The organism is Streptomyces cynarae (assembly GCF_025642135.1).
Lineage (GTDB): Bacteria > Actinomycetota > Actinomycetes > Streptomycetales > Streptomycetaceae > Streptomyces > Streptomyces cynarae.
Window position 1 is genome coordinate 1,786,517 of the sequence record NZ_CP106793.1, and the last position, 24,365, is coordinate 1,810,881.

The 24,365-nt window shown below is 71.8% G+C and carries 23 protein-coding genes, 5 tRNA genes and 1 pseudogene; 9 read left to right on the forward strand and 20 right to left on the reverse strand.

Annotation, left to right across the window (positions count from 1 at the left end):
- Positions 1-40: 40 nt before the first annotated feature.
- On the reverse strand, positions 41-862 hold the full coding sequence (locus N8I84_RS08430) for an aminotransferase class IV (protein WP_263228963.1): 822 nt from the start codon (positions 860-862) through the stop codon (positions 41-43).
- 100 nt (positions 863-962) lie between these two features.
- Entirely contained in the window at positions 963-2,009 is a 1,047-nt protein-coding gene (locus N8I84_RS08435; RefSeq protein ID WP_263228964.1) for a chorismate-binding protein, read from the reverse strand.
- A gap of 179 nt (positions 2,010-2,188) precedes the next feature.
- On the opposite strand from N8I84_RS08435, the gene N8I84_RS08440 reads away from it, so the two are divergent.
- The 5 genes from N8I84_RS08440 (at position 2,189) to N8I84_RS08460 (ending at position 2,645) form a co-directional block, all read left to right on the forward strand.
- A tRNA-Gly gene (locus N8I84_RS08440) sits at positions 2,189-2,261 on the forward strand.
- A 39-nt stretch (positions 2,262-2,300) separates the two neighbouring features.
- Positions 2,301-2,374, forward strand: a tRNA-Cys gene (locus N8I84_RS08445).
- Between the two features lies 1 nt (position 2,375).
- A tRNA-Val gene (locus N8I84_RS08450) sits at positions 2,376-2,447 on the forward strand.
- 19 nt (positions 2,448-2,466) lie between these two features.
- Positions 2,467-2,538 (forward strand) — tRNA-Val (locus N8I84_RS08455).
- A gap of 35 nt (positions 2,539-2,573) precedes the next feature.
- Positions 2,574-2,645: transfer RNA gene (locus tag N8I84_RS08460), tRNA-Val, on the forward strand.
- A 45-nt stretch (positions 2,646-2,690) separates the two neighbouring features.
- On the opposite strand, the gene N8I84_RS08465 is transcribed toward N8I84_RS08460, so the two are convergent.
- The 4 genes from N8I84_RS08465 to N8I84_RS08480 form a co-directional block, all read right to left on the reverse strand.
- The gene (locus N8I84_RS08465) at positions 2,691-2,981 is read right to left on the reverse strand and encodes a TFIIB-type zinc ribbon-containing protein (protein WP_103840864.1); all 291 of its coding nucleotides are present in this window, start codon (positions 2,979-2,981) and stop codon (positions 2,691-2,693) included.
- Positions 2,982-3,079: 98 nt separating this feature from the next.
- Positions 3,080-3,988, reverse strand: a complete 909-nt coding sequence (locus tag N8I84_RS08470) for an aminoglycoside phosphotransferase family protein (RefSeq protein WP_263228965.1) — start codon at positions 3,986-3,988, stop codon at positions 3,080-3,082.
- 254 nt (positions 3,989-4,242) lie between these two features.
- Complete coding sequence (locus N8I84_RS08475; protein ID WP_263228966.1) at positions 4,243-4,449, reverse strand: hypothetical protein; 207 nt, start codon at positions 4,447-4,449, stop codon at positions 4,243-4,245.
- A gap of 199 nt (positions 4,450-4,648) precedes the next feature.
- Positions 4,649-4,924, reverse strand: coding sequence for a hypothetical protein (locus N8I84_RS08480; RefSeq protein WP_200421248.1), 276 nt, complete (start codon positions 4,922-4,924; stop codon positions 4,649-4,651).
- A gap of 196 nt (positions 4,925-5,120) precedes the next feature.
- On the opposite strand from N8I84_RS08480, the pseudogene N8I84_RS08485 reads away from it, so the two are divergent.
- Positions 5,121-6,429, forward strand: a pseudogene (locus N8I84_RS08485) (serine/threonine-protein kinase).
- A 93-nt stretch (positions 6,430-6,522) separates the two neighbouring features.
- On the opposite strand, the gene N8I84_RS08490 reads toward N8I84_RS08485, so the two are convergent.
- From N8I84_RS08490 to N8I84_RS08525, 9 genes are all read right to left on the reverse strand, one after another.
- Positions 6,523-7,341, reverse strand: a complete 819-nt coding sequence (locus tag N8I84_RS08490) for a TrmH family RNA methyltransferase (RefSeq protein ID WP_263228967.1) — start codon at positions 7,339-7,341, stop codon at positions 6,523-6,525.
- A gap of 63 nt (positions 7,342-7,404) precedes the next feature.
- On the reverse strand, positions 7,405-8,637 hold the full coding sequence (cobA, locus tag N8I84_RS08495) for a uroporphyrinogen-III C-methyltransferase (RefSeq protein ID WP_263228968.1): 1,233 nt from the start codon (positions 8,635-8,637) through the stop codon (positions 7,405-7,407).
- Between the two features lie 146 nt (positions 8,638-8,783).
- Positions 8,784-10,889 carry a nicotinate-nucleotide--dimethylbenzimidazole phosphoribosyltransferase gene (cobT, locus tag N8I84_RS43090; protein ID WP_390898870.1) on the reverse strand — a complete coding sequence of 702 codons (2,106 nt, stop codon included), beginning with the start codon at positions 10,887-10,889 and terminating at the stop codon, positions 8,784-8,786.
- A gap of 220 nt (positions 10,890-11,109) precedes the next feature.
- Positions 11,110-12,390, reverse strand: coding sequence for a hypothetical protein (locus tag N8I84_RS43095; protein WP_390898871.1), 1,281 nt, complete (start codon positions 12,388-12,390; stop codon positions 11,110-11,112).
- Positions 12,391-12,733: 343 nt separating this feature from the next.
- Positions 12,734-13,942, reverse strand: coding sequence for a precorrin-6y C5,15-methyltransferase (decarboxylating) subunit CbiE (cbiE, locus tag N8I84_RS08505; protein WP_263228969.1), 1,209 nt, complete (start codon positions 13,940-13,942; stop codon positions 12,734-12,736).
- Positions 13,943-14,070: 128 nt separating this feature from the next.
- Positions 14,071-14,709 carry a GNAT family N-acetyltransferase gene (locus tag N8I84_RS08510; RefSeq protein WP_200421254.1) on the reverse strand — a complete coding sequence of 213 codons (639 nt, stop codon included), beginning with the start codon at positions 14,707-14,709 and terminating at the stop codon, positions 14,071-14,073.
- 176 nt (positions 14,710-14,885) lie between these two features.
- Complete coding sequence (locus N8I84_RS08515) at positions 14,886-15,719, reverse strand: MetQ/NlpA family ABC transporter substrate-binding protein (RefSeq protein WP_263228970.1); 834 nt, start codon at positions 15,717-15,719, stop codon at positions 14,886-14,888.
- Between the two features lie 80 nt (positions 15,720-15,799).
- Positions 15,800-16,546, reverse strand: a complete 747-nt coding sequence (locus N8I84_RS08520; RefSeq protein ID WP_263228971.1) for a methionine ABC transporter permease — start codon at positions 16,544-16,546, stop codon at positions 15,800-15,802.
- Positions 16,543-17,586 (reverse strand): methionine ABC transporter ATP-binding protein, encoded by a 1,044-nt coding sequence (locus N8I84_RS08525; RefSeq protein ID WP_263228972.1) that lies wholly within the window; start codon positions 17,584-17,586, stop codon positions 16,543-16,545. The genes N8I84_RS08520 and N8I84_RS08525 overlap by 4 nt, the downstream gene beginning before the upstream one ends.
- A gap of 453 nt (positions 17,587-18,039) precedes the next feature.
- Here N8I84_RS08525 and N8I84_RS08530 point away from each other — a divergent pair, with 453 nt between their 5' ends.
- Entirely contained in the window at positions 18,040-18,399 is a 360-nt protein-coding gene (locus tag N8I84_RS08530) for a hypothetical protein (RefSeq protein ID WP_103840841.1), read from the forward strand.
- A gap of 1 nt (position 18,400) precedes the next feature.
- The gene (locus N8I84_RS08535; protein ID WP_263228973.1) at positions 18,401-18,832 is read left to right on the forward strand and encodes a hypothetical protein; all 432 of its coding nucleotides are present in this window, start codon (positions 18,401-18,403) and stop codon (positions 18,830-18,832) included.
- Positions 18,833-18,869: 37 nt separating this feature from the next.
- Here the strand turns inward: N8I84_RS08535 and N8I84_RS08540 are convergent, their stop codons facing one another.
- From N8I84_RS08540 to N8I84_RS08550, 3 genes are all read right to left on the reverse strand, one after another.
- Complete coding sequence (locus tag N8I84_RS08540; protein ID WP_103840837.1) at positions 18,870-19,367, reverse strand: GNAT family N-acetyltransferase; 498 nt, start codon at positions 19,365-19,367, stop codon at positions 18,870-18,872.
- Between the two features lie 45 nt (positions 19,368-19,412).
- Entirely contained in the window at positions 19,413-19,919 is a 507-nt protein-coding gene (locus N8I84_RS08545) for a sigma-70 family RNA polymerase sigma factor (protein ID WP_263228974.1), read from the reverse strand.
- 88 nt (positions 19,920-20,007) lie between these two features.
- Positions 20,008-21,105, reverse strand: coding sequence for a glycerophosphodiester phosphodiesterase (locus N8I84_RS08550; protein ID WP_263228975.1), 1,098 nt, complete (start codon positions 21,103-21,105; stop codon positions 20,008-20,010).
- A gap of 474 nt (positions 21,106-21,579) precedes the next feature.
- Between N8I84_RS08550 and N8I84_RS08555 the strand changes: the two genes are divergently transcribed.
- Complete coding sequence (locus N8I84_RS08555; protein WP_236041779.1) at positions 21,580-22,209, forward strand: lysophospholipid acyltransferase family protein; 630 nt, start codon at positions 21,580-21,582, stop codon at positions 22,207-22,209.
- 26 nt (positions 22,210-22,235) lie between these two features.
- Here the strand turns inward: N8I84_RS08555 and N8I84_RS08560 are convergent, their stop codons facing one another.
- Both N8I84_RS08560 and N8I84_RS08565 read right to left on the reverse strand, forming a co-directional pair.
- The gene (locus N8I84_RS08560) at positions 22,236-23,798 is read right to left on the reverse strand and encodes an MFS transporter (protein WP_263228976.1); all 1,563 of its coding nucleotides are present in this window, start codon (positions 23,796-23,798) and stop codon (positions 22,236-22,238) included.
- Positions 23,795-24,346, reverse strand: a complete 552-nt coding sequence (locus N8I84_RS08565; RefSeq protein ID WP_263228977.1) for a TetR/AcrR family transcriptional regulator — start codon at positions 24,344-24,346, stop codon at positions 23,795-23,797. The genes N8I84_RS08560 and N8I84_RS08565 overlap by 4 nt, the downstream gene beginning before the upstream one ends.
- Positions 24,347-24,365 lie beyond the last annotated feature (19 nt).

Genomic DNA, 24,365 nt, shown 5'->3' on the forward strand with positions numbered 1-24,365 from the left:
CCCGCGGTCGGCAACCCGCGTCAGCCGGTTTTCCCGGGGCTCACGGATCCAGGTCGTTCCCGGACCGCTCGTCGAAGATCCGCATGGCCTTGGCGGTCACCGGACCCGGCGCGCCCGCGAGTTCCCGGCCGTCGACCCGGTGCACGGCCTGCACGTCCCGCAGCGTGGAGGTGAGGAAGATCTCGTCCGCGTGCTCGAGGACGTCCAACGGCAGATCGCTCTCCTTGGCGCCGGTCCACTCCACGGTGAGCGCGCGCGTGATGCCCGCGAGACAGCCGGAGGCGAGCGGAGGGGTGTGGATCTCGCCGTCGAGAACGACGAAGACGTTCGACCCCGTGCCCTCGCAGAGCCGGCCGGCCGTGTTGCCGAACAGGGCCTCGGTCGCGCCCTGCCCGGTCGCCCGGGCGAGTGCGACGACGTTCTCGGCGTACGAGGTGGTCTTCAGGCCGGTCAGCGCACCGTGCTCGTTACGGGTCCACGGAACCGTGATGACGGCCGTGGAGTCGGGACGCCGGGTGGTCGCGCCGAGGGCCACGACGAGGGTGGGGCCCTGGTCACCGCGGTCGGAGCCGAGCGGGCCGTGGCCGCCGGTGTACGTGATGCGCAGGCGCCCGAGCGGCATCGGGTTGGCCTGGAGGACGGCGGCGCAGGCGCGGCGCACCTCGTCCAGGTCCGGGTCCGGAAGGCCGAGTCCGCGGGCGGAGCGGGTGAGCCGGTCGAGATGGCGGGTGAGTGCGAACGCCCGGCCCTCGACGGCCTTGACGGTCTCGAAGACGCCGTCGCCGACGGTCAGTCCGTGGTCGAAGACGGAGACGCGGGCGGACTCGATGTCCTGCAGCCCGCCGTCGAGCCAGAGCTTCACTGGTCTTTACCTCGCAAGATCGTGGCCAAAGCGTCGTGCGTCGTGTCGTCCGGCCCGTGGCCGAGCCGCGGAGCCCTGGACGTGTGCCGCATATGAAGGGTCATTCCGGTCCCAGCTCCTGGTACTCCCCCGACGCTACCGCGAGCAGCCGGGCCGCCTTCAGTTCGGTCTCGCGCCACTCGCCCTCCGGGTCGGAGTCCCAGGTGATGCCGGCGCCGGCGCCGAACCGCAGGACGGCCGCGCCGTCGGCACTCCGGTCGATCCAGAAGGTGCGGATGCCGACGGCCAGCTCGCCCACGCCCCGGTCGGCGTCGACCCAGCCGATGCCGCCGCAGTAGGGGCCGCGGGGCGCGGCCTCCAGGGCGTCGATGATCCGCAGCGCGCTCGACTTGGGGGCGCCGGTGATCGAGCCGGCCGGGAAGGCGGCGGCGAGCAGCTCCGGCCAGCCGGCGTCCGGGCGCAGCTCGCCGCGGACCGTGGAGACGAGGTGGACGAGACCGGGGTGCTTCTCGACGGCGCACAGGTCGGGGACGGCGACGCTGCCGGTGACGCAGACGCGGCCGAGGTCGTTGCGGACCAGGTCCACGATCATCACGTTCTCGGCGTAGTCCTTCTTCAGCAGCTCCGCCTCGCTGCGGGCGGTGCCCTTGATCGGGCCGGACTCGACGGTGCGGCCGGCGCGGCGCAGGAACAGCTCGGGGGACGCGGTGGCTATCTCCACACCGTGTTCCGGGAGGCGGATCGTTCCTGCGTACGGGGCGGGATTGCCGCGGGCCAGCACGGCGGCCAGGGCGTCCACGTCGGCGCCGGGCTCGAGCGGCGCGGACAGCACACGGCAGAGGTTCACCTGGTAGACCTCCCCGGTGGCGATGTGCTCACGGATCCGGCGCACGCCCGCCGTGTACGCGGCGCGGTCGAGGGAGGACGTCCAGCGACCGGCCTCGGGGCCCCGCCATCGGCCGGGCACGGGCGCGGGCACCGGCTCTTCCCGTACGTCCGCGAAGCGGGCGCAGGTCAGACGCCCCTCGTAGTCCGCGCAGACCGCCCAGAAACCGGTGGAGTCGAGGGCGGCCGGGTCACTGGTGACGTCGAGGAGACCGGTGGCTACGCGGTCGCCGAAACGGGCGAGAGGAGGCAGGTCGGGCACGCTGTCGAGTCTAGGGCGGGTGTCCCCCGGGTGGCCCGCGAGTGTCCCGGCGGTGGTCCGGCCGTGTCCTTGACCAGGCGCAAGGCAGCACGCTGCGCAAACGCGTTTTTGTACTGGCCCGGGAATCCGCTAGAGTTCAACACGTCGCCGGGACGCGGAAGCGGACCGACAAACGACAAGCGGACGTAGCTCAGTTGGTAGAGCGCAACCTTGCCAAGGTTGAGGTCGCGAGTTCGAGCCTCGTCGTCCGCTCGAAGGAACCAGGGGATCGTCCCGAGCCCCTGCACTCCTGGTGGAGTGGCCGAGAGGCGAGGCAACGGCCTGCAAAGCCGTCTACACGGGTTCAAATCCCGTCTCCACCTCCAAGGACGATTAGCTCAGCGGGAGAGCGCTTCCCTGACACGGAAGAGGTCACTGGTTCAATCCCAGTATCGTCCACTGGATCTTCGGATCCCCCGCGCGATTAGCTCAGCGGGAGAGCGCTTCCCTGACACGGAAGAGGTCACTGGTTCAATCCCAGTATCGCGCACGCACTGCCCGTGATCTTCGGATCGCGGTTCCCGAGGACGATTAGCTCAGCGGGAGAGCGCTTCCCTGACACGGAAGAGGTCACTGGTTCAATCCCAGTATCGTCCACACATCGAAGCCCCCGGCCGCGCGGCCGGGGGCTTCTTCGTGGGCTCAGCTGGAGAACAGCATGTGACCGAAGCTCTTGTGGCGGTGGTGGCCGTAGTGACCGTGGCCCCCGTGATGGCCCTCGTGGTGGCCGCCGTGCGGGGCGCCCCAGGCGGGAGCGGACGGATAGGCGGGCGGGGGCGGCGGGGCGGGCTGTGCCCACTGGGCCTCCAGGCGGGTGAGCGCCTCCAGCTCCCCGTAGTCGAGGAAGATGCCGCGACAGCCGCTGCACTGCTCGATCTGAACGCCGTTGCGGTTGTACGTGTGCATCGGCGCATGACACTTCGGACACTGCATGCTCGGCTCAACTCCTCGCCGGTCGGTGGGGCTTCGCCAGATAGGGACTCGGTACGGGCCGGAACGGTTGCAACCCGAGGGGCAGATCACTTTGCCAACTACGGAGGAATCGGGGCCATTCGGGCGCTGGCGTCGACCACGGCCTGTTCCACATCGTCCAAGGCGCGGCCTGCGGCGGCGGACTTGGCGACGGCCCGGGCGGCCGTCTGCACGGTGAGGGCGCGGGCGGGAACGTCCAGGGCCGGCCAGGGGTCGCCGGTGGAGGGGACCGCGATACCGCCCGCCCTGCGGTACGCGTCGAGGAACCGGGCCCACTCGTCCGGCGGGAGCAGACCGCAGGCGTACCAGGCGGCCGGTCGGGCCAGGTCCCAGGCCGGTTCGCCGAGGCCCAGGTCGTCGACGTCGATGAGGAGCCAGGGGCCGGTCTCCGCGGGGTGGCGCACGAGCTGGCCGAGGTGGAGGTCGCCGTGGCAGAGAGAGCGCGCGGAGGACATGGGCGCCTCGGCTCGGGCCCACCCCGGCAGGCCGGCCCAGGCGCGGAGGACGGTTGCGGCGGCCGGGTGGGGACCGGCGGCCCGGAGGCGCTGGATGGCGCGGGCGGCCTTGACGGGGCCGCGCATGGCCGGGAGGCCGGTGGGGGCGGGGGCCTGGTGCAGCTGGGCGAGAAGGGTGGCGGCGGCCTCCCACGGGGCGGCGTCCGGAGTCTCGGGGTCCACGGGGGTGCCGTACGGCCAGACGGTCACCGGGCGACCGTGGAGGTCGGCAGGCACGGAGCGGAGGGGCGTCAGGAAGATCTCGGGGAGGTCGGCGGCGATCCCGAGACGGAGGGAGAGCTCCCCGAGGTCCGTGTCCGGGGCATGCGCCTTGGCGACCGTGCCACCGTGCCGCACGACCGTGCCGTCCTCCCTCTCGGCCAGCACGGCGTCCGGATGCCCACAGCCTCCCCCTCGAGGATGAGCCGCGCACCGGGCTGTGGCGGTGAGGGCGGACAGTACGTCGGCGGTCACGGGTCTCCCTGGGTAGTACGGGCTCGCCCCAGAGCGTACGTAGGACGCCGGAGCCCGTGGTCGTTCACCCAGGACGACGGCGTCCGGCCAGGTCCCGGAGAGCGGCGCCGGTTCAGGCGCAGAAGCAGCGCAAAAACGCCCGCGCAGCTCCCCAGCTGCGCGGGCGTTGGTGCCGTCCGTCGTACCCCCGTCCCCACGGGGTTGCATGGGTGGATGTCCCCGCCCGGACCGCTCTTCCGGGCCTGGGGCGCCGCTCAGCGCCCCAGCATCACGCCCACGGACGACGCTTGTGTGACCACTGCATCCCAGCCGCCGAAGGCGTACACGAGCAGGGCCGCCAGGGGGAGGACCATCGCGGTCGCCACCAGGGGGTGGCGGCGGCCCTGGCGGCGGGTGCCGAACGCGGCGTACGCCCTGCGCCCCTGCGTGCGGATCAGTGTCCGCGGTGCCGTCTGGGCCATGGTCCCTCTCCTGACCGTGGTGCTGTTGTCGTTGGCAGCGGCGGGTGTCTGACCTCGGGGGACGAGTGCTGCACCCGCCGCTTGACCTCAAATCTAGGCTTCGGGCGATCCCCGGTCGTCATGCCCTCGTATCGATTCCCTGGCCTCCCCGAGGAGGAGCAATGGCCTGCGGCGTACTCCCCTGGGTGGAGACGAGGTCCTAGGTCTCAGGGTCTTCCCGGAGGGGACGCCCGGTGTACCCCTTCTGCTCTGACCCGTCTTCCCGTGGAACCGGCTGCTCCACCAGCGCCAGCACCCGGTTCGCCATGAAGCGGGCGGTCCGTACGACCGTCCCGGAACGCGTGACTTCGCTCACTTCCACCACCCCCCTGCGCACCGCCGTCTCCACTCGGCGGCCCGCCCTGCTCGCCACCACCTCGTACGTACGCGTCGTGTCCCCCGCGTCCACGACTATCTCCACACGATCACCCTTCACGGGTTCAATCCCCCTTCACCAGCGGGTGTTTGGGATCATGGACGGCGCGATACGGACCTGCTCGCGCCTGTCCTGACCACCTCTCAAGTCTCCCACGGGGCACTGACAATCGATCGGGGCGAGAGGGCGCGGCCTCTGCGCGCACCCGGCCGTGGAAACGTAAGCTGTGGCTCGTCAAACGGACCGGGCAGCGGGGATGGACATGGCGATGATGCGCCTGAGGCGTGAGGACCCGCGTGTCGTCGGCTCGTTCAGGCTTCACCGGCGGCTCGGCGCGGGCGGGATGGGCGTCGTCTACCTGGGCTCCGACAAGCGGGGCCAGAGGGTCGCGTTGAAGGTGATCCGGCCGGATCTCGCGGAGGACCAGGAGTTCCGGTCGCGGTTCGCACGTGAGGTCTCGGCGGCACGGCGGATTCGTGGCGGGTGTACGGCGCGGCTGGTGGCAGCCGATCTGGAGGCGGATCGCCCGTGGTTCGCCACGCAGTACGTGCCCGGGCCGTCGCTGCACGACAAGGTCGCCGAGGAGGGCCCCCTCACGGCCGCCGAGGTGGCCGCCGTCGGGGCCGCCCTGTCCGAGGGTCTTGTGGCGGTGCACGAGGCCGGGGTCGTGCACCGGGATCTGAAGCCGTCCAACATCCTGCTGTCGCCGAAGGGGCCCCGGATCATCGACTTCGGCATCGCCTGGGCGACCGGCGCCTCGACGCTCACCCACGTCGGCACGGCCGTGGGGTCGCCCGGCTTCCTCGCCCCCGAGCAGGTGCGGGGGGCCGCCGTCACGCCTGCCACGGACGTGTTCGCGCTGGGCGCCACGCTGGCGTACGCGGCGACCGGGGACTCGCCCTTCGGACACGGCAGTTCCGAGGTGATGCTCTACCGCGTGGTGCATGAGGAGCCCAAGCTGCACGGCGTGCCGGATGCCCTGGCTCCGCTCGTCCGCGCCTGTCTCGCGAAGGACCCCGACGAACGGCCGAGCACCCTCCAACTCTCGCTCAGACTCAAGGAGATCGCGGCCCGGGAGACCCAGGGCCTCACGGACGTGCGGCCGTCCGACCGGCGCGGCGAGGTGGACCGGCCCTCGGGGCGGCTCGCGCAGCAGTACGCGGAGCAGCGCACCGTGCGCCGCCCGCAGGGGCCGGGCACTCCCCGCCCCGCAGCAGCGGCTCGCGGCCGGGGTCGCGACCGACGCCCGCGCAGCGCGTCACCTCGACCCGCTCCGGCGGCCGTCCCGCACCGCGCAGTGGCGCCGGGCGGCCCGCGCCCGTACCACCGGCACGGGGCGGCGCCCGGCCAACCCGCGGCTGCTGCGCCAGCGGATCTTCGTGTTCGTGGTGGTCACGCTGCTGGTGGCGCTGGGCATCGCGGCGGCCCAGGGGTGCCAGGGGCCGGCGCGCGGCATGGACGACGGACACGTACGCAAGGACGTACGACCGGAGCAGTCGTACAGGCCTCTGACCGGCGACCTGATGGCCGAGCAGTACCACAGCGAGCTCGACCGCGACGGCTGACCGGGCACACGCGGCCGACCGGGCGCAGGCGGCCGACCGGGCGCAGGCGGCCGACCGGGGGCCACCGACCGGGCCGACCCGGAAGACGGGGCCCTAGGACCGGGGGCGGCCGGTGGCGACCGCGTAGAAGGCGACCGCGGCCGCCGCGCCCACGTTCAGGGAGTCGACGCCGTGGGCCATGGGGATGCGAACCCATTCGTCCGCGGCGACCAGCGCCTGCGTGGAGAGCCCGTCGCCCTCCGCGCCGAGCATCAGCGCGACCCGGTCCATCTTGTGGGGAGCCGTCTCGTCGAGGGTCTTGGCCTTCTCGTCGGGGGTGAGCGCGAGAAGCGTGAAGCCGGCCTCGCGGACCGACTCAAGGCTCCTCGGCCAGGTGTCGAGGCGGGCGTACGGCACCGAGAAGACCGCGCCCATGGACACCTTCACGCTGCGCCGGTACAGCGGGTCGGCGCAGTCGGGCGACAGCAGGACCGCGTCCATGCCGAGGGCGGCGGCCGAGCGGAAGATCGCGCCGATGTTGGTGTGGTCGTTCACCGATTCCATGATCACGACCCGACGGGCGGAGGCGAGGAGTTCGTCCGCCGTCGGCAGTGGCTTGCGCTGCATGGAGGCGAGCGCGCCGCGGTGCACGTGGTAGCCGGTGACCTGCTCGGCCAGTTCCGGGCTGACCGCGTACACCGGGGCAGGGAGCTCGTCGATGACGTCCCGCATGACGTCGACCCATTTCGAGGACAGCAGCATGGAACGCATCTCGTAGCCGGCCGTCTTGGCCCGTCTGATGACCTTCTCGCCCTCGGCGATGAACAGTCCCTCGGCGGGTTCGCGCTTGCGGCGCAGCTCCACGTCGGTCAGACCCGTGTAGTCGGTGAGGCGCGGGTCGTCGGGATCCTCAACGGTGATGAGATCGGCCACAGGGTGATACTGCCTTGTCGGGGGAGCGGTGCCAACGGCTGGAACGGGACGTGTTACCCCGGGTTACTCGACCGGCCGCGGCCCCACCGTCACGACCTCGCCGATGACGATGACCGCAGGCGGCTTCACGTCCTTCTCCCGTACGGTCTCCGCGACCGTCGCCAGCGTCGCGTCGACCCGGCGCTGGGCGGCCGTCGTGCCCTCCTGGACCAGGGCGACGGGGGTGTCGGGCGCCTTGCCGTGGGCGACGAGTGCCTCGGCGATCTTCCCGATCTTGTCGACGCCCATAAGGATCACGAGCGTGCCCGTCAGCCGCGCCAGGGACGGCCAGTCGACCAGCGAACGCTCGTCGTCAGGGGCGACGTGTCCGCTGACCACCGTGAACTCGTGTGCGACACCGCGGTGGGTGACGGGGATGCCGGCCGCGCCCGGCACGGAGATCGAGCTGGAGATGCCCGGGACGACCGTGCACGGGATGCCCGCCTCCGCGAGCGCCTGCACCTCCTCCATGCCGCGGCCGAAGACGTAGGGATCGCCGCCCTTGAGACGGACCACCGACTTGCCCTGCTTGGCGTGCTCGATCAGCGCGTTGTTGATGGCCTCCTGGGCCATGAAACGGCCGTACGGGATCTTCGCCGCGTCGATCACGTGGACGTGCGGCGGGAGTTCGGCGAGCAGGTCGCGGGGGCCGAGGCGGTCGGCGATGACGACGTCCGCCTCGGCGAGCAGCCGCCGCCCGCGGACGGTGATCAGGTCCGGGTCGCCGGGGCCGCCGCCGACGAGCGCCACACCGGGGGTGCGGGTGCGGTGGTGCGGGGCGACCAGGGTGCCGTCGCGCAGCCCCTCCACCACGGCGTCACGGATGGCGGCGGTGTGCCGGGGGTCACGGCCCCTGGCCTCGGTGGTGAGCACGGCGACCGTGACGCCCTCGCTGTGGCCGGTCGCGGGGGTCCACGCGGTGGCCGCGTCGGCGTCGTCGGAGCGGACGCACCACACCCGGTTCGCCTCTGCCTCCGCCGAGGCCCGGGAGTTCGCCTCGGGGTCGCTGGTGGCGATCAGGGCGTACCAGGCGTCCGCGAGGTCGCCTTCCTCGTACGGGCGCCGCTCCCAGGTGATCTCACCCGCGTCCGCCATGGCTTCGACCGAGGGGGTCGCTTCCGGGGAGACGAGGACGATGTCCGCGCCTGCCGCGATGAGCGCCGGGAGGCGGCGCTGGGCGACCTGGCCGCCGCCGAGGACGACGACGCGGCGTCCGGTCAGGCGGAGCCCTACGGGGTAAGGGGGGTGTTCGGCCATGGAGGTGCGGCTCCTCGTGCGGCGGTGGGACGGCGGCCTCTGCGGCTTTGGAGGGGCCTGACGTGCGGAATTCTATGGTGCGGACGTCAGGGGCGGCTCACCTGGTCGAAGGCTGAGCCGCCCCTGCACTCGGACGTGGCGTGGTGCTACTTCTCCGTGACGCCCGCCGAGTCGAACGTCGCCACCTCGTGCATCGCCCTCGCCGCGCTCTGGACCAGCGGCAGGGCCAGTAGGGCGCCGGTGCCCTCGCCCAGGCGGAGGTCCAGGTCGACCAGGGGCCGAAGGCCCAGCTTGTTCAGGGCGGCCACATGGCCCGGCTCCGCGCTGCGGTGGCCTGCGATGCACGCCGCGAGCACCTCGGGGGCGATGGCGCGCGCCACCAGGGCGGCGGCGCCCGCGCTGACGCCGTCCAGGATGACCGGCGTGCGCAGGGACGCGCCGCCGAGCAGCAGGCCCACCATCGCCGCGTGCTCCAGGCCGCCGAACGCCGCCAGGACGCCGATCGGGTCGGCCGGGTCCGGCTGGTGGAGTTCGATGGCGCGGCGCACGACCTCCGTCTTGCGGGCGAGCGTCTCGTCGTTGATGCCGGTGCCGCGGCCCGTCACCTCGGACGGGTCCGTGTCCGTGAAGACGGCGATCAGGGCGGCCGAGGCCGTCGTGTTCGCGATGCCCATCTCACCGGTGAGCAGCGCGCGGTTGCCGGCCGCCACCAGGTCGCGGGCCGTCTCGATGCCGACCTCGATCGCCTGCTTGACCTCCTCGCGGGTGAGCGCGGGGCCGGTCGTCATGTCGGCCGTGCCGGCGCGGACCTTGCGCGGCAGCAGGCCGGGGGTGGCGGGCAGGTCGGCGGCCACACCCACGTCGATGACACAGACCTCGGCACCGACCTGGCCCGCGAAGGCGTTGCAGACCGCTCCCCCGCCCAGGAAGTTGGCGACCATCTGGCCCGTCACCTCCTGGGGCCACGGGGTGACGCCCTGGGCGTGCACGCCGTGGTCGCCCGCGAAGATGGCGACGGCCGCGGGCTCCGGGATCGGCGGCGGGCACTGCCGGGACAGGCCGGACAGCTGCGCGGAGATGATCTCCAGCATGCCGAGGGCGCCCGCGGGCTTGGTCATCCGCTTCTGCCGCTCCCAGGCCTCGCCGAGCGCCTTGGCGTCCAGCGGGCGGATGCCGGCGACGGTCTCAGCGAGCAGGTCGTGCGGCTCCTCGCCGGGCAGCGCGCGACGGCCGTACGTCTCCTCGTGCACGACCCAGGACAGCGGGCGGCGCTTGGACCAGCCCGCCTGCATCAGCTCGGGCTCCTCCGGGAACTCGTCGACGTACCCGACGCACAGGTACGCCACGACCTCCAGGTGCTCGGGCAGCCCGAGGGCGCGGACCATCTCGCGCTCGTCGAAGAAGCTGACCCAGCCGACCCCGAGGCCCTCGGCGCGGGCCGCGAGCCACAGGTTCTCGACGGCGAGCGCGGAGGAGTACGGCGCCATCTGCGGCTGGGTGTGCCGGCCGAGGGTGTGGCGGCCGCCCCGGGTGGGGTCGGCGGTGACCACGATGTTCACCGGTGTGTCGAGGATGGCCTCGATCTTCAGTTCCTTGAACTGCTTCGCCCGGCCCTTGGGCAGCGACTTGGCGTACGCCTCGCGCTGGCGCATGGCCAGTTCGTGCATCGTGCGGCGCGTCTCGGCGGATCGGATGACGACGAAGTCCCACGGCTGGGAGTGGCCCACGGAGGGTGCCGTGTGGGCGGCCTCCAGGACGCGCAGCAGCACGTCGTGCGGGATCGGGTCGCTGCGGAAGCCGTTGCGGATGTCGCGGCGCTCGCGCATCACGCGCAGGACGGCTTCGCGCTCGGCGTCGTCGTATCCGGGCGCCGCCGGGCCGGTGGACTGTCGTGCTTCTTCCACGGCGGCCGTGCTCTCTTCCTGGTCGGCGGCCCGGGTGTCGAGGTCGTCCGCCTGCTGTGCGACTACGGTCTCCAGGTCCTCGGCATGCGGCTCCGGGGCGGGCGCCTCGCCCTCGCGGGGGCCGGGAACCATGGCGACGGGCTCCTGCACCGCCGGTTCCTCCTGCTGGGCGACGGCCGGAGCGGATTCCTCGGCGGGCTGCTGCTCCTGGACGGGCAGGGGCGGCACGGTCAGCGCGTGCGGCGGGGTGGGGGCCAGGTGCGGGGTGGTCGGCACGGTGCCCTCGACGGGCACGAACCGGCCGAACGACTGGTCCGCCTGGGGCTCCACAGGCGCTTCGGCCTGCACACCGGCGGTATCGGCCGGGACGCCGGGCGCGTCGGCGGGCGCACCGGGTGCGGCGGCGGCTCGCCACCCGCCTCCTGCTCGCCGTGCGCCTGGGCGGGTCCGCCCACCGGCAGGGCCTCCGCGGGCTCGGTGACCACGGGCTGCGCCTCCTCGGGGGCCTGCTGCGGCGCGGGCTCGGCGAACAGTGCCGGGGCGTCAGATGTCTGGGCTTCGGTGTCCGTCAGGGGCGCGTGCTGGTCCGCTGCCGGTGCCGCGGCCGGGGTCCCGCTTGCGTCGTGGACCTGCTCGGCCGGGGTCCCGCCGGTGTTGTCGACCTGCTCGGCCGGGGCCTGGCCCGGATCGTGGACCTCCTGCTGGACCGGGGCCCCGGCGACGGGTTCGTGGTCCTCGGCGGGGGCCGTCGGGTGCGGGGCGGGTGCCGGAACGGGGACCTGCGCGGTCTGCGGGGCGGCGCTGCTTCGGCCGCGGGCGCGGGCACGCCGATGTGCGGGTCCCCGTCCACGGGCGCTACGACCCGGAAGTCCGGGGCGGCATCCGCCACGGGCACGGCGTCCGGGACCTGCGGGGCGAGCCCGGCGGGGGTCCCGTCCTGCGCCGGTGCGGCATCCGGTGCCGGTAGGGCTCCGGGATGCTGCGAGCCGTCGTTGTGCCAGGCGTCGCCCTGCGAGCCGTCGTTCAGCACCCCGTGCGGCAGGACGTGCCCGGCGTCGTCGAACACCTCGGCCCGGCCTTGCTCGGGCATGCCGAGCGCTCCCTCCGGGGCCGGCACGCCGTGCGCGGACTGCGGGGCCTCCGGCGTCGGCTGCGGCACCGAGTCGACCAGCGGGCCGGAGCCCTGCGGGGCCTCGGGCGCGGCCTCGGCGGTCACGGGCGCGGCCTCCGGGGCGACCGGCGCGGCGGTCGGCTGAACCGTCGGCGCGGACTCGGGCGCCGGTGCCGGAACGACCGTTTCTGCGGTCGCGCCCTCGGTGCCCACCGGCGGCACGGCGTGCTGCTGCGGCGGAGGCCCCCAGGGGACCGCTCCCTGCGGGGAGTTCTCCCCCGACTGCGGCACGTCGAGGTACTCGGGACCGGTCGTGGGCGGCCCTGAGAAGCGCATCGGGGCGTCCGCCGGACCACGGTCGGAGAGCGTGCGCACCGGGCTCGCGGAGGTGTCCGGGATGGGCGGGCCGAGGTGCAGCGGGCGGCGCGGAGTCGACTGCGGCGCGGGCCCCGGAGCCGGCGTACGGACCGCGCCGACGTCGATGGAGCCGCTGTCCCGGCCGGCCGCCTCGTGCGGACCCGGCTCGTGGGGATACGGCGCCGGAGCCGGGGCGTGCTGCGGCATCTCGTTGCCCCACGCGCCCTGCTGGCCCGGCATCAGGAGCAGGTCGTCGTCCTCGGGAGTGCTGTCGGAAGGGTCGAGGTAGGTGTACGCGCCCGGCGCGAGGACGCCCGGCTGCTCCACCATGCCTGCGTTCTCCGGCAGCCCCTCGCCCGGGACCTGGCCGGTGTCGGTCATGCGTACCCCTCGCCCATCGGTTAGTGCTTCTACGACCAGCTGGCCCGGAACGGCACGCCGACCGCCCGCAGTGAAGAACGAGCGTGCGTGCCCAGCGGCACGAACGACCCGCCCACAATGACGACAAAGCCATTGAACGGCATTGTCCCGGTCGTCCCGCCGTCGCGACAGGGTGATCCGCGACGGCCCGCTGTGGACTGCGCCACGTTGCGCGCCCTCCGGTCCGGCCGTACCGCCTCCACCCCAAAAGAGGTGCGCTTTCCGGACATTGACTGATGAATGCCGGATCACCCGAGTACGGTACGACGGTCGGCCAGCCTACCGCGCCGGTACGACAACCGGATCACGGGGAGCGTTCGGCCAATCGGCCGCTGAGCAGGAACGCGACGCTCCGCTCCTTCTCCGTCCAGGCCCGCGTGTCGAGTTCGACGGACTGCAGCAGAGCGCACTCGACGTCGTAGCCGTGTTCCGTGAGGTCCCTGCCGACGAGTTCGGCCGCGTCGCGGGTCGCGGCGTGGGTCACGATGCGCTGCGGACGGCGGTCGGCGACCGCGGAGACGACCGCCGCTCCCCCGCCGCCGACGCGGACGACGTCCGGTTCCGGCAGGTTCTCCAGGATGTGCGGGGCGGTGCCGTGCACGACCTGCAGCTGGACACCGAAGTGGCGTGCGGCGGCAGTGGTACGGCCGCACGCGTCGGGGTCCTGGTCGACGGCGATGACGGCGGCCCCGCAGCGGGCGGCCTCCACGGCGAACGCGCCGCTGCCGCTGCCGATGTCCCACACCAGGTCGCCCACCCTGGGCCCGAGGCGGGCGAGTTGGGTGGCCCGCAGCAGATCCGTCTCCCCTTCGCCGAGTCCCCCGCCGTACGCCTCGGCGGGCAGAGCCCAGCCGCGCGGTCCGGCGCCCGGGTCGCGGCCGGCGATCCAGCCGCCGTCGGCCGCGGTGACCGGCCCGCCGATGACGATGACGACGTTGGGGTCGCGCCAGGTGTGGTCGGCGGCCTTGTCCGAGGTGACGACGGTGACCTGTTCGCGTCCGGTGCCCAGCTCCTCGCAGATGACGAAGGTGCGGTGGACGCCGTCGAGGAGCAGTCCGAGTTCGGCGGGTCCGGCGCCCGGTGAGGTGAGGACCGCGACCTTGGTGTGGGCGCGGCATACGTTGACCGCGCGTCGCAGGGTGCGGCGGTGTGCGACGACCACCTGTGCGTCGTCCCAGGGCATCCCGGCGCGCGCGAAGGCGGCGGCCACGGAGGAGACCGCGGGGACGACTTCGACCTCCAGGCCGTACTCGGGGGCGCGCAGCGTGCGTACGACACCGAAGAAGCCCGGGTCGCCGTCGGCGAGGACGACGGCGGTGCCGCGGTGGGCGGCGATACGGCGGGCGGCGAGGGCGACACTGCCGAGGCGGATGCGCTCGGCGGCCGGAGGCACTTCGGGAAGGGCGAGGTGGTGGGCCGCGCCGGCGACGAGCGTGGCGGCCCCGAGGGCGGAGCGCGCCGCGGCGGTCAGCGGCGAGCCGTCCCAGCCGATCACCGTGACCCGGTCGGCCATCGTCGTCAGTCTCCAGGTTTTTCGCGCAGGTCGTCAGGGGGCAGCCCGTACGGCGGGCTCCGTGAGGGTATCCCGTTCGGCCGGGTGCACTCGCCCCGGGCTCGGTCCGTGGGAGCGGTCCCTCGCCGTCAGTTCCAGTTCGGGAACGACGTGAAACCCCCTGTGTCGGCCAGCTCGTCGCTGACCCCGTCGAGGTCCTCTGGCAGCAGGCTCCACACGATGAAGTCGGTCCGTACGTCCGTCCAGGTGCCGTCCTCCGCACGGACGTGCGCTATGCAGGCGTTGCGCAGGACGCCCTCGCTGATGCAGCCGATCTTCTGGGCGACCTGCTGGGAGGCGGTGTTGTCGGCCGCGGTGCGCAGTTCGATCCGCTCGAAGTTCTGGTCGCCGAAGAGCCATTGGGCGGTCGCGAGCGCGGCTTCGGAGGCGTAGCCCTCGCCGCGGGCCCAGGGCGCGATGATGTACGACAGTTCGGTGGACCGTACATGCCAGTTGGTCTTGGTGAGCTGGATGACGCCCACCAGGCGCTGGGTGAGGAACTCGGTGACGGCGAGGTCGAGGCCGCGGCCCGCGGCGCGTTCGGCGGGCGCGTGCTCGGTGATCCAGGTGCGGGCGCCCTCCTCGGTGAACGGCTGGGGCACGTCGGTCCAGGCGCCGACCAGCTCGTCGTTCATCATCTCGGCCAGCGCGGGGACGTCGTCCTCGTCGAGAGGGCGCAGGACCAAACGCTCCGTGCTGATGGAGACGTTGGGAAAGGTGCTCGTCATTGCGCCGCTCCGTAACCTTCGAAAAACCGTCAGGGCCTGCTGAACTGCCCAGCATGCAGCATGGAGGCGGCGAAACGCACCACGGGGTCCACACCCGGTGAGGGAGCGGACCCGGTGCGTGGCGATACGCCGTGTACGCGGTTGTACGCGGCGCCGACGGCAGTCGACGGGCGGGATCAGAAGGACGCGATGACCGATCCCTGGTACTTGTCCTCGATGAACTTCTTGACCTCGGGCGAGACGAGGAGCTTGGCCAGCTTCTTGACCCGCGGGTCGTTCTCGTTGCCCTTCTTGACCGCGAGGAAGTTGCCGTAGGGGTTGTCCTTCGCGGACTCCAGGACGAGGGCGTCCTTGGCGGGCTTGAGGCCGGAGGAGATGGCGTAGTTGCCGTTGATCACCGCGGCGTCCACGTCGTCCAGGGAGCGCGGGGTCTGGGCCGCCTCCAGCTCCTTGAACTTGAGGTTCTTCGGGTTCTTGGCGATGTCCTGCGGGGTCGCCTCGTTGCCCACGCCGCTCTTGAGCGTGATGAGCCCGTTGGCGTCGAGCAGCTTGAGCGCACGCGCCTCGTTGACCGTGTCGTTGGGGATGGCGACGGTCGCACCGCTCTTCAGCTCGTCGGCCTTCTTGATCTTGTGGGAGTACAGGCCGAGCGGTTCCAGGTGCACCGTGACGACGGGCACGATGTGGGTGCCGTTCTTCTTGTTGAAGTCGTCGAGGTACGGCTGGTTCTGGAAGTAGTTGGCACCGACCGACCCGTCCTCGGTCGCCGTGTTCGGCGTGACGTAGTCGGTGAACTCCTTGACCTGGAGGTCGAGGCCCGCCTTCTTCGCCAGGTTGTCCTTGACGAAGTCGAGGATCTCGGCGTGCGGGGTGGGGCTCGCGGCGACGATGAGCGGGCCGTCGGAGCCGGAGGAGGCGGAGCTGCTCTTGCCGGAGCCGCAGGCGCCGAGCCCGAAGGTGAGGGCTCCCGCGGCGAGGACGGCGGTGGTGATCTTGGCGGTGTTACGCACGAAAAGTGCCTTTCCTTATGGGTGGTACAACCCCGTCATGGTTCACGGGGAGTTCGGGGGATATGCGGGCGTGGCGGGGCTCAGGCGACCTTGCTCACATCGGCCGTCGCGGGCTCCTTCGCCTTCAGCAGCCGCAGCTTCGGCGCCGGTCCGGAGCGGCCGCCGCGGCGGTGCAGGGCGCGGGCCGCGAAGTCGCCGGCGAACTGGATGAGCGAGATGACGACGGCCAGGACCGCCACGGTGATCCACATCAGCTGGGTCTCGAAGCGCTGGTAGCCGTAGCGGATGGCGATGTCACCGAGGCCGCCGGCGCCGACCGTGCCGGCCATCGCCGAGTAGCCGATGAGGGCGACGACGGTGGTCGTCGCGGAGGAGATCAGGGAGGGCAGGGCCTCCGGTACGAGGACCTTGCGCACGACGGTCCAGGTGTTGCCGCCCATCGCCTGCACGGCCTCGACGAGGCCGCCGTCCACTTCGCGGACAGCCGTCTCGACGAGGCGCGCGAAGAACGGGATGGCGCCGATGGCGAGCGGCACGATGGCGGCCTCGCGGCCGATCGTCGTCCCCGTGACCCAGCGCGTGAAGTTCATCAGCGCGACCATCAGGATGATGAACGGCATCGAGCGGGCGATGTTCACGACCTGCCCGAGGACCTTGTTGGCCACGATGTTCTGGAGCGGTCCGCCACGGTCGGTCAGCACCAGCAGCACGCCGAGCGGCAGGCCGCCGACGACGGCGATGAGGGTGGACCACCCGACCATGTAGAGGGTGTCCCAGGAGGCCTGCGACAGCAGGGGCTGCATCGCCGAGAAATCGGACCAGGTCACTTGGCACCTTCCTTCACCAGTGCGCGCTCGTGCCCCACCACGTCGATCTGCAGGCCCTGCTCGCGCAGGAAGCCGATCGGCACCACGTTGTCCTCGTAGCGGCCGGGCAGTTCGATGCGCATCCGGCCGACCTGGAGGCCGCCGACGGTGTCGATGGCGGCGCCCAGGATCGAGATGTCGATGTTGTAGGTGCGGGACAGCTGGGAGATGACGGGCTGGGTGGCGGTCTCGCCCTGGAAGGTGACGTCGACGACGGTCCGGTCGTCGCGGGATGCCTCACCGCCCACCGGGAAGAGGGCGGAGGCCAGCTGGGAGCCGGGGGTGGCGAGCAGTTCGCCGACCGTGCCGGACTCGACGATGCGGCCCTTCTCCATGAGGGCGGCCGAGTCGCAGACGCTCTTGACGACGTCCATCTCGTGGGTGATGAGCAGGACGGTCAGGCCGAGCTGCCGGTTGAGGTCGCGCAGCAGCTGGAGGATGGAACGGGTGGTCTCCGGGTCGAGGGCGCTGGTCGCCTCGTCGGAGAGCAGCACCTTGGGGTCGCCGGCGAGGGCGCGGGCGATGCCGACGCGCTGCTTCTGGCCGCCGGAGAGCTGGGCCGGGTAGGCCTTGGCCTTGTCGCCGAGACCGACGAGGTCGAGGAGCTCGAGGGCCTTACGGGAGCGTTCCTTCCCGGACTTGCCGAGGATCTCCAGAGGCAGCTCGACGTTGTCCTGGACGGTGCGCGAGGACAGCAGGTTGAAGTGCTGGAAGACCATGCCGATCCGGCTGCGCGCCGTGCGCAGCTCCCTGCCGGCGCGTGGTCCGCGACCGGCGAGCGCGGTCAGGTCCTGGCCGGCCACGGTGACCGTGCCGGAGGTGGGGCGCTCCAGGAGGTTGACGCAGCGGATGAGCGAGGACTTGCCGGCGCCGGACTGGCCGATGACGCCGTACACCTCGCCCTCGCGTACGTGCAGGTCGACGCCGTCGAGGGCGGTCACCTCGCGGTCGCGCGAACGGTCGGCCCGGTAGATTTTCGTCAGGCCCGATGTGGTGATCACTGGGTTTCCGTCACTGTCGAGTGCAGGGCGTGGGTGTGCGCCGGGCACGGGTGCGTGCATGGCGACGCGGCACGGTTCTCGCAAGGGCGATGGAACCGGGGAGAACGTGTGCGCGGGGGGGGTCAGTCGCGTACGACGCGTGCGTACGGACATGCCACGGCGGTCTCGCTTCGGGGCGCGAGTCTCTGGGTGGTGCGGGGGCCCTCTAGCAGGCGCACATTCGACACATACAACGAGCACCGGGCGTCATGGTCGCCTCGGTCGCAACAGTGCGGCAGCTCGTCGTGGTCATGGATGCAAGTAAAGCAGACGCCGGACCGGGACCTGACACGACTGTCCGAATAGCGGACGGATGGCGCCGGTTGTGGTCAACACCACGGCCGGTGGGGCGGTGCCGCGGTCGGCCACGGGGGCGGGGACATCAGTGCTTTTGGCCCGTAATAGGGTCGCGGCATGCTTGATGCCCTGACGCTGGCGACCGGTGTCGCCGCGCTGCTGCTCGCCGCCTGGTGCGGCTGGGCCGCGTACCGTGATCAGCCCACGAAGGACTGGCACTTCATCGGCATGGCCGTGGTGACGCTGCTGGCCCTCGTCCAGCTGGTCGTCGGCATCGTCCAGCTGGCGAGGGGCGAGAAGCCGGCGCAGGGCACGACGATCTTCGTGGCGTATCTGCTGGGCGCTTTCGCGTGCATCCCGGCGGCGGGCTTCATGTCACTGGCCGAGCGCACCCGGTGGGGTTCGGTGACGGTCGCGGCCGGCGGTGTGGTCCTCGCCGTGCTGGAGGTGCGGCTCTATGACATCTGGGGAGGCTGAGATGACGTCCACGCAGGAGAGGCCGGCCAGGACGCGGCTCATCGGCGGGCCCGGCATGCTGCTGGTGTGGCTGTACGGGGTGATGGTGGTCGGGGCGGTGTCGCGGTCGGTCGTACAGATCGCGACTCAGTTCGACAAGGCTCCGCTCGCATACGCCCTGTCCGCGGTCGCCGGCGTCGTCTACGGATTCATCACGTACTCGCTGGTGCGTGGCGGCGAGACGGCCCGCCGGGCGGCGTTGGTGTGCTGTGCGGCCGAGCTGGTCGGTGTGCTCACCGTCGGTACGTGGACCCTGGTCGAGCCGTCCGCCTTTCCCGACGCGACCGTGTGGTCGGACTACGGCATGGGGTACGTCTTCATTCCGGTGCTGCTGCCGCTGTCGGCCATGTACTGGTTGCGGAAGGGGGCCGCGCGTCAGGCGGAGGCGGCCTGAGCCCGGCGGGACGCGCCCCTTTCGGGGCGCTCCTCCCCTAGGCCGTCGTGGCGTACGTACTCGCCGGCTTCTCCAGGACGATCATCGGTACGCCGTCCGCTCCCTGAGCCGTGCCCACCGTCTCGTAGCCGACCCGGCGGTACAGGCGCAGGTTGCCCTCGCTCCGGTGGCCCGCGCTGAGGCGGAACTTCTTCGCGCCGTGCCGCTCCACCAGTGCCGCCTCGGCCGCGCGCAGCAGCCGGGCGCCGATGCCGTGGCCCTGCAGCCGCGGGTGGACGCAGAGTTTGCCGATCGAGGCGGCCCCGTCCTCCGTCACGCTGCCGCGTACCGAGCCGACCACCTCCTCGCCCAGCCGCGCCACGAAGACGCAGTCCGAGGCGACCTCCTCGCGGACGGAGTCCAGGGTCTGGACGAGCGGGTCGATGCGGTAGTTGCCGTACAGCGCGGCTTCGCTCTGGAAGCAGAGGTACTGCAGCCTGAAGATCTGCTCGGCGTCCTGCTCGGTCGCCACAGAGATGGTCACGCTCATGCCCATGTGCGCACGCCTCCCGCTCACCTGATCACCGGTCGTCCCTCACTCCTATCCCCGCGGTTCGAGCGCCGCAACCTCCGCCGCAAGCAATCGACGCAGACATCCCAGGCATTTGGAGCGCTCCGGACCAAGACTCCCTTGTGAGATACCCAACTCCCCTGCAATTTCCCGATAGGTCAGGTCCTGCGGAGAGAGCAACGCCGCCATGAGGCGGGGACAGCGGCCGGGCAGGCGGCGTACGGCGGCGTGCAGTGCCCGGCGGCGGGCCGCGAGAAGCGCCTGCTGCTCGGGGCCGGGTCGGGTGTCGTCGGCCGGGTCACCGCGGTACGGCAGTTCCAGGCGGGCGGCGCGTCGGCCGCGGCGTGCCTCCAGACGGACCGCGCGGCGCAGCCATTCCTGCGGGTCGGCGAGCGGCCGGTCGGCCTCCAGCCGTTCCAGGAGCCGTAGCCACACCGCCTGTTCCAGATCGCTCGGCTCCATCCCGGTCGCGTGTGCCTCCGCCGAGGCCTCGGCGGCGAGCAGCGGACGCAGGGTGCTGACCATCTCGTGCCTCATACGCGACGGGACGCGTCCGCCCCGGCTGCGGGTTGCCGGGGCGGACGCGAGTCACCCCGACGGGGTACTCGTGGCGCGTGTCGACCGCTCAGCCGCGCAGGAAGTCCTCGCGGGCGAGCACGCCTGTGTCGGCGTTGTCGGTGAAGACACCGTCGATGCCGGTCGCGAAGTAGGTCCTGAAGGCGCCGAAGACGTCGCCGTAGGCCGTCGGATCGGTGCCCTTCTGGAAGTTCGTGGGCAGGAAGGCGTTCTCGTCGCGCATCGTGTACGGGTGCAGGATCAGGCCCGCGGCGTGTGCGTCGGCGACCAGAGTGGAGGGCTCGGTGAGGTTGCCCTTCGCGTCCTTCGGGACGACCAGGTCGAGGGTGGGGCCGATGCCCTGGGCGTAGGAGGCGATCTCCTTCAGGCCCTTGGGGGTGATGAGGTCGGCGACCGTGCGCGGGTCGCCCGACTCGACGAAGTCGAAGGGGCGGGTGTTCGCGGCGGACAGGAGCACCACGAGCGGGTTGTCGACGAGCTTGTCCAGGCGCTGGATGCTGCTCGGCTCGAAGGACTGGATGACGACCGGTGAGTTCTTCCGGTCCTTGCCGTGCTTGCGCAGGGCCTTGGAGAGCAACCGCTCCATGTCGAGACCCTGCTTGCGGAAGTAGGTGGGGTGCTTGGTCTCGGGGTAGATCCACACCTGCTTGCCGCGCTTGCGGGTCTGCTCGTCCTGCCATTTCAGGACCTCTTCGAAGGTGGGGATCTCCCAGCGGCCGTTGTAGAGGGTGTTGTGCTGGCGGGTGGCCGGGATGCGCTCGATCGCGCGCAGCGTCTTCAGCTCGGCGAGCGTGAAGTCCTCGGTGAACCAGCCGGTGGTGGAGACACCGTCCAGGACCTTGGTCTTCCTGCGGTCGGCGAACTCGGGGTGGTCGGCGACGTCGGTGGTCCCGCCGATCTCCGGCTCGTGCCGGCACACCAGGTGGCCGTCCTTGGTGGGCACCAGGTCACCGGCCTCCACAATGTCGGCGCCCAGGTCGAGTGCGAGATCGTATGAGCCGAACGTGTGCTCGGGACGGTAGCCGCTGGCTCCGCGGTGACCGATGATCGTCGGCACAGGCAGGCCCTTCAGCCCGCCGCCCGTGTGCCGCGCGTCCGCCCTCGCGACGCCGGGCAGTCCGAGGACCGCTCCGCCGGCGCCGAGCACCGCGGCCCCGAGCAGCGCCCGCCGCCCGTCCCCTGCCCCTGCCCCTGCCCCTGCCCCTGCCCCTGCTCGTAAGACTCCTGCGCGCCCATGTGTTCCTCTCGCCACACCTGTTCGAAGCGGGTCGATCGTAGGTGCGGACGGGTGACGGCCGGGAGACGTGTGCGGGAACGCGCGGCGCACGGGGGCCGTCCTCCAGGGTGGATGACGACGGTGTTGTGAGGTACCCCGGATGACGACCCGTCAATCGTCCGTGCGGCGTTCGCCACACCCGTCCGGCGGATGACGAACGTGCAACAAAACCACCATCGCAGGTAAACACTCGTCAATGACGCGTATCCACTCGGTGAACCCGGTGTGCGACACCCCGGTCGTCACGAGTATCGTCCTCACCTGCACAGACTCATACCGCATCCCTTGACACCGGAGGGCCCGTTGTCCCGCTTCGTGCTCATCAAGGCAGTGCTCGGACCGATCATGCGCCTGATGTTCCGCCCACAGGTGGAGGGCGCGGAGCGCATCCCGGCCGACGGCCCGGTCATCATGGCCGGCAACCACCTGACGTTCATCGACTCGATCGTGCTGCCGCTGGTGACCAAGCGGCAGGTGTTCTTCATCGGCAAGGACGAGTACGTCACGGGCAAGGGCATCAAGGGCCGGCTGATGGCCTGGTTCTTCACGGGCGTCGGCATGATCCCTGTCGACCGGGACGGCGCGAGCGGCGGTGTGGCCGCGCTGATGACCGGGCGCCGCGTGCTGGAGGAGGGCAAGGTCTTCGGCATCTACCCGGAGGGCACACGCTCGCCCGACGGGCGGCTGTACCGGGGCCGCACCGGTATCGCGCGGCTGACGCTGATGACCGGGGCGCCCGTGGTGCCGTTCGCGATGATCGGCACGGACAAGTTGCAGCCCGGCGGGCGGGGGATGCCCCGTCCGGGGCGGGTCACCGTGCGGTTCGGTGAGCCGATGGAGTTCTCCCGGTACGAGGGGATGGACCGGGATCGCTATGTGCTGCGGGCCGTCACCGATTCCGTGATGACGGAGGTCATGCGGCTCTCGGGACAGGAGTACGTGGACATGTACGCCACGAAGGCGAAGGCGGCGTAGCCGCAAGGCGCACGGCCCGCAACGGCTTACGACGCACTCTCCAGCCGCTGGCCCCGGAGCAGGAACCACGCTGCCACCGCCGTCGCGAGCAGGATCACCGCTCCGGCACCCGTCGCCCATCTGAGGCCCTCGACGAACGCCTCGCGGGCCGACGTCAGCAGTGCCTGGGCGGTGGTCGGCGGAAGGTTCGCCGCCGCTTCCACCGCGCCGCCCAGTGATGCGTGCGCCTCGGCCGGGGTGCCCGGTGGCGCCGGGAAGTCCCGGTAGGTCCCGGTCACGATCGAGCCGAGCAGGGCGATGCCGAGGGCAGCGCCGAGTTCGTACGCCGTCTCCGAGACCGCGGAGGCGGCGCCCGCCTGGTCCTTGGGCACGCCGGCGAGGATCACGTCGGCGGTGACGGTGAACGACAGGCCCGCGCCGACGCCCACGACCAGCAGCGCGGTCCCGATCAGCGAGTAGCCCGTGGTCCGGTCGAGCAGGGTCAGGGCGGCCAGCGCCAGGCCCACCGCGGCGAGGCCGCCCGAGACCACCGCCCGTACCGAGAAGCGCCGGGCCGCCGCGCCCGCGACCAGCCCCGCCGCCACCGCGCCGAGGGCGGCGGGCAGTTCGGCGAGACCGGCCTCGAAGGGGCGCCTGCCCTGGACGAGTTGCAGGTACTGGGAGAGGAAGAAGACCAGTCCGGACATGCCGAGCACGGTCAGCAGGTCCGCGAGCACCGCACCGCTGAAGCCCCGGCGCCGGAACAACCGCATGTCCAGCAGCGGGACCGGCAGCGTCAGTTGGCGGCGTACGAAGCCGAGGAGCGCGGCGGCACCGAGGAGTCCGGTGCCCACGGCCGGCCAGGTGAATCCGTGGGCGGCCGCCTCCTTCACGGCGTACACCGCGCCGATCATCCCGACGAGCGACAAGGCGACGCTCGGCAGGTCCCACGGGCCCGGGTCCGGGTCGTGGGACTCGGGCAGGGTCCTGACGCCGACCAGAACCAGGACCGCCATCACCGGCAGGTTGATGAGGAAGACCGAGCCCCACCAGAAGTGCTCGAGCAGCAGACCGCCGACGATCGGGCCGACCGCCGTGCCCGCCGAGGCGGTGGCGCCCCAGATGCCGACGGCGAGGCTGCGCTCGCGCGGGTCGTGGAAGATGTTGCGGATCAGGGCGAGTGTGGCGGGCATCAGGGTCGCGCCTGCGACGCCGAGGAGCGCCCGGGCCAGGATCATGGTCTCCGGCGACTGGGCGTAGGCGTTCAGGACGGATATCGCGCCGAAGACCGTGGCGCCGCCGAGCAGGATGCGCTTGCGGCCGATGCGGTCGCCGAGGCTGCCCATGGAGACGAGCAGACCGGCGATGACGAAGGAGTAGACGTCGCCGATCCACAGGAGCTGGGTGCCGGAGGGCTTCAGGTCCTCGCTGATGTAGGGAGTCGCGAGGCCGAGGACGGTCGCGTCCACGGCCACCAGCAGCACGGCGAGCACGAGGACGCAGAGCGCGAGCCACCGGCCCGGGCGCTTCTCCGCCTGCGACTCCGTGTCCCCCAAGCTCTCGGCTTCGCTCGAGCAGGGGGCACCCCCATGCTGCAGGGTGCTGGTCATGGTTCCTCTCTCCGTAGGGCGCCGCCGAGCAACAGCTCGGCGATCATGATGGGGAAGTCCCTGGCGGCCACACGACCGTCCAGTACGGCCCAGGCGCACGAGGCGATCAGTCCGTACAGCGCCTCGGTGAGCCAGGCCGGGGGGAGGTCGACGCGGAATTCGCCGCTGTGCCGACCGCGCAGGAAGACCGCGGTGATCCGGGTGTCGATCCGCAACCAGCCCTCGTTCTGGCCCTCGCCCTCCCACAGCTGGTTCTCGCCGTAGAGGAAGGCGAGCAGCCCGGCCGCGGGCTGGATCTCGCGCACGAGCCTGCGTACGGCGTCGGTCGCCGAGCCCTCGTCCAGCCGGGCCGCGTCCAGCGCCGCCTCGCACTCCTCGATACCGAGCACCTCAAGGGCACGTACGAGCGCGTCACGCCCGGCGAAGTGGCGGTGCAGCGTGGCCCGGCTGATCCCGGCCGCCTTGGCGACCTCGTCCATGGTCGCGGTGGATTTGCGGGTCAGCAGGGCGGCTGCGCTGCGCAGCACGTGGTCACGGTCGACGGCCATGAGACAACCATAAGCCATG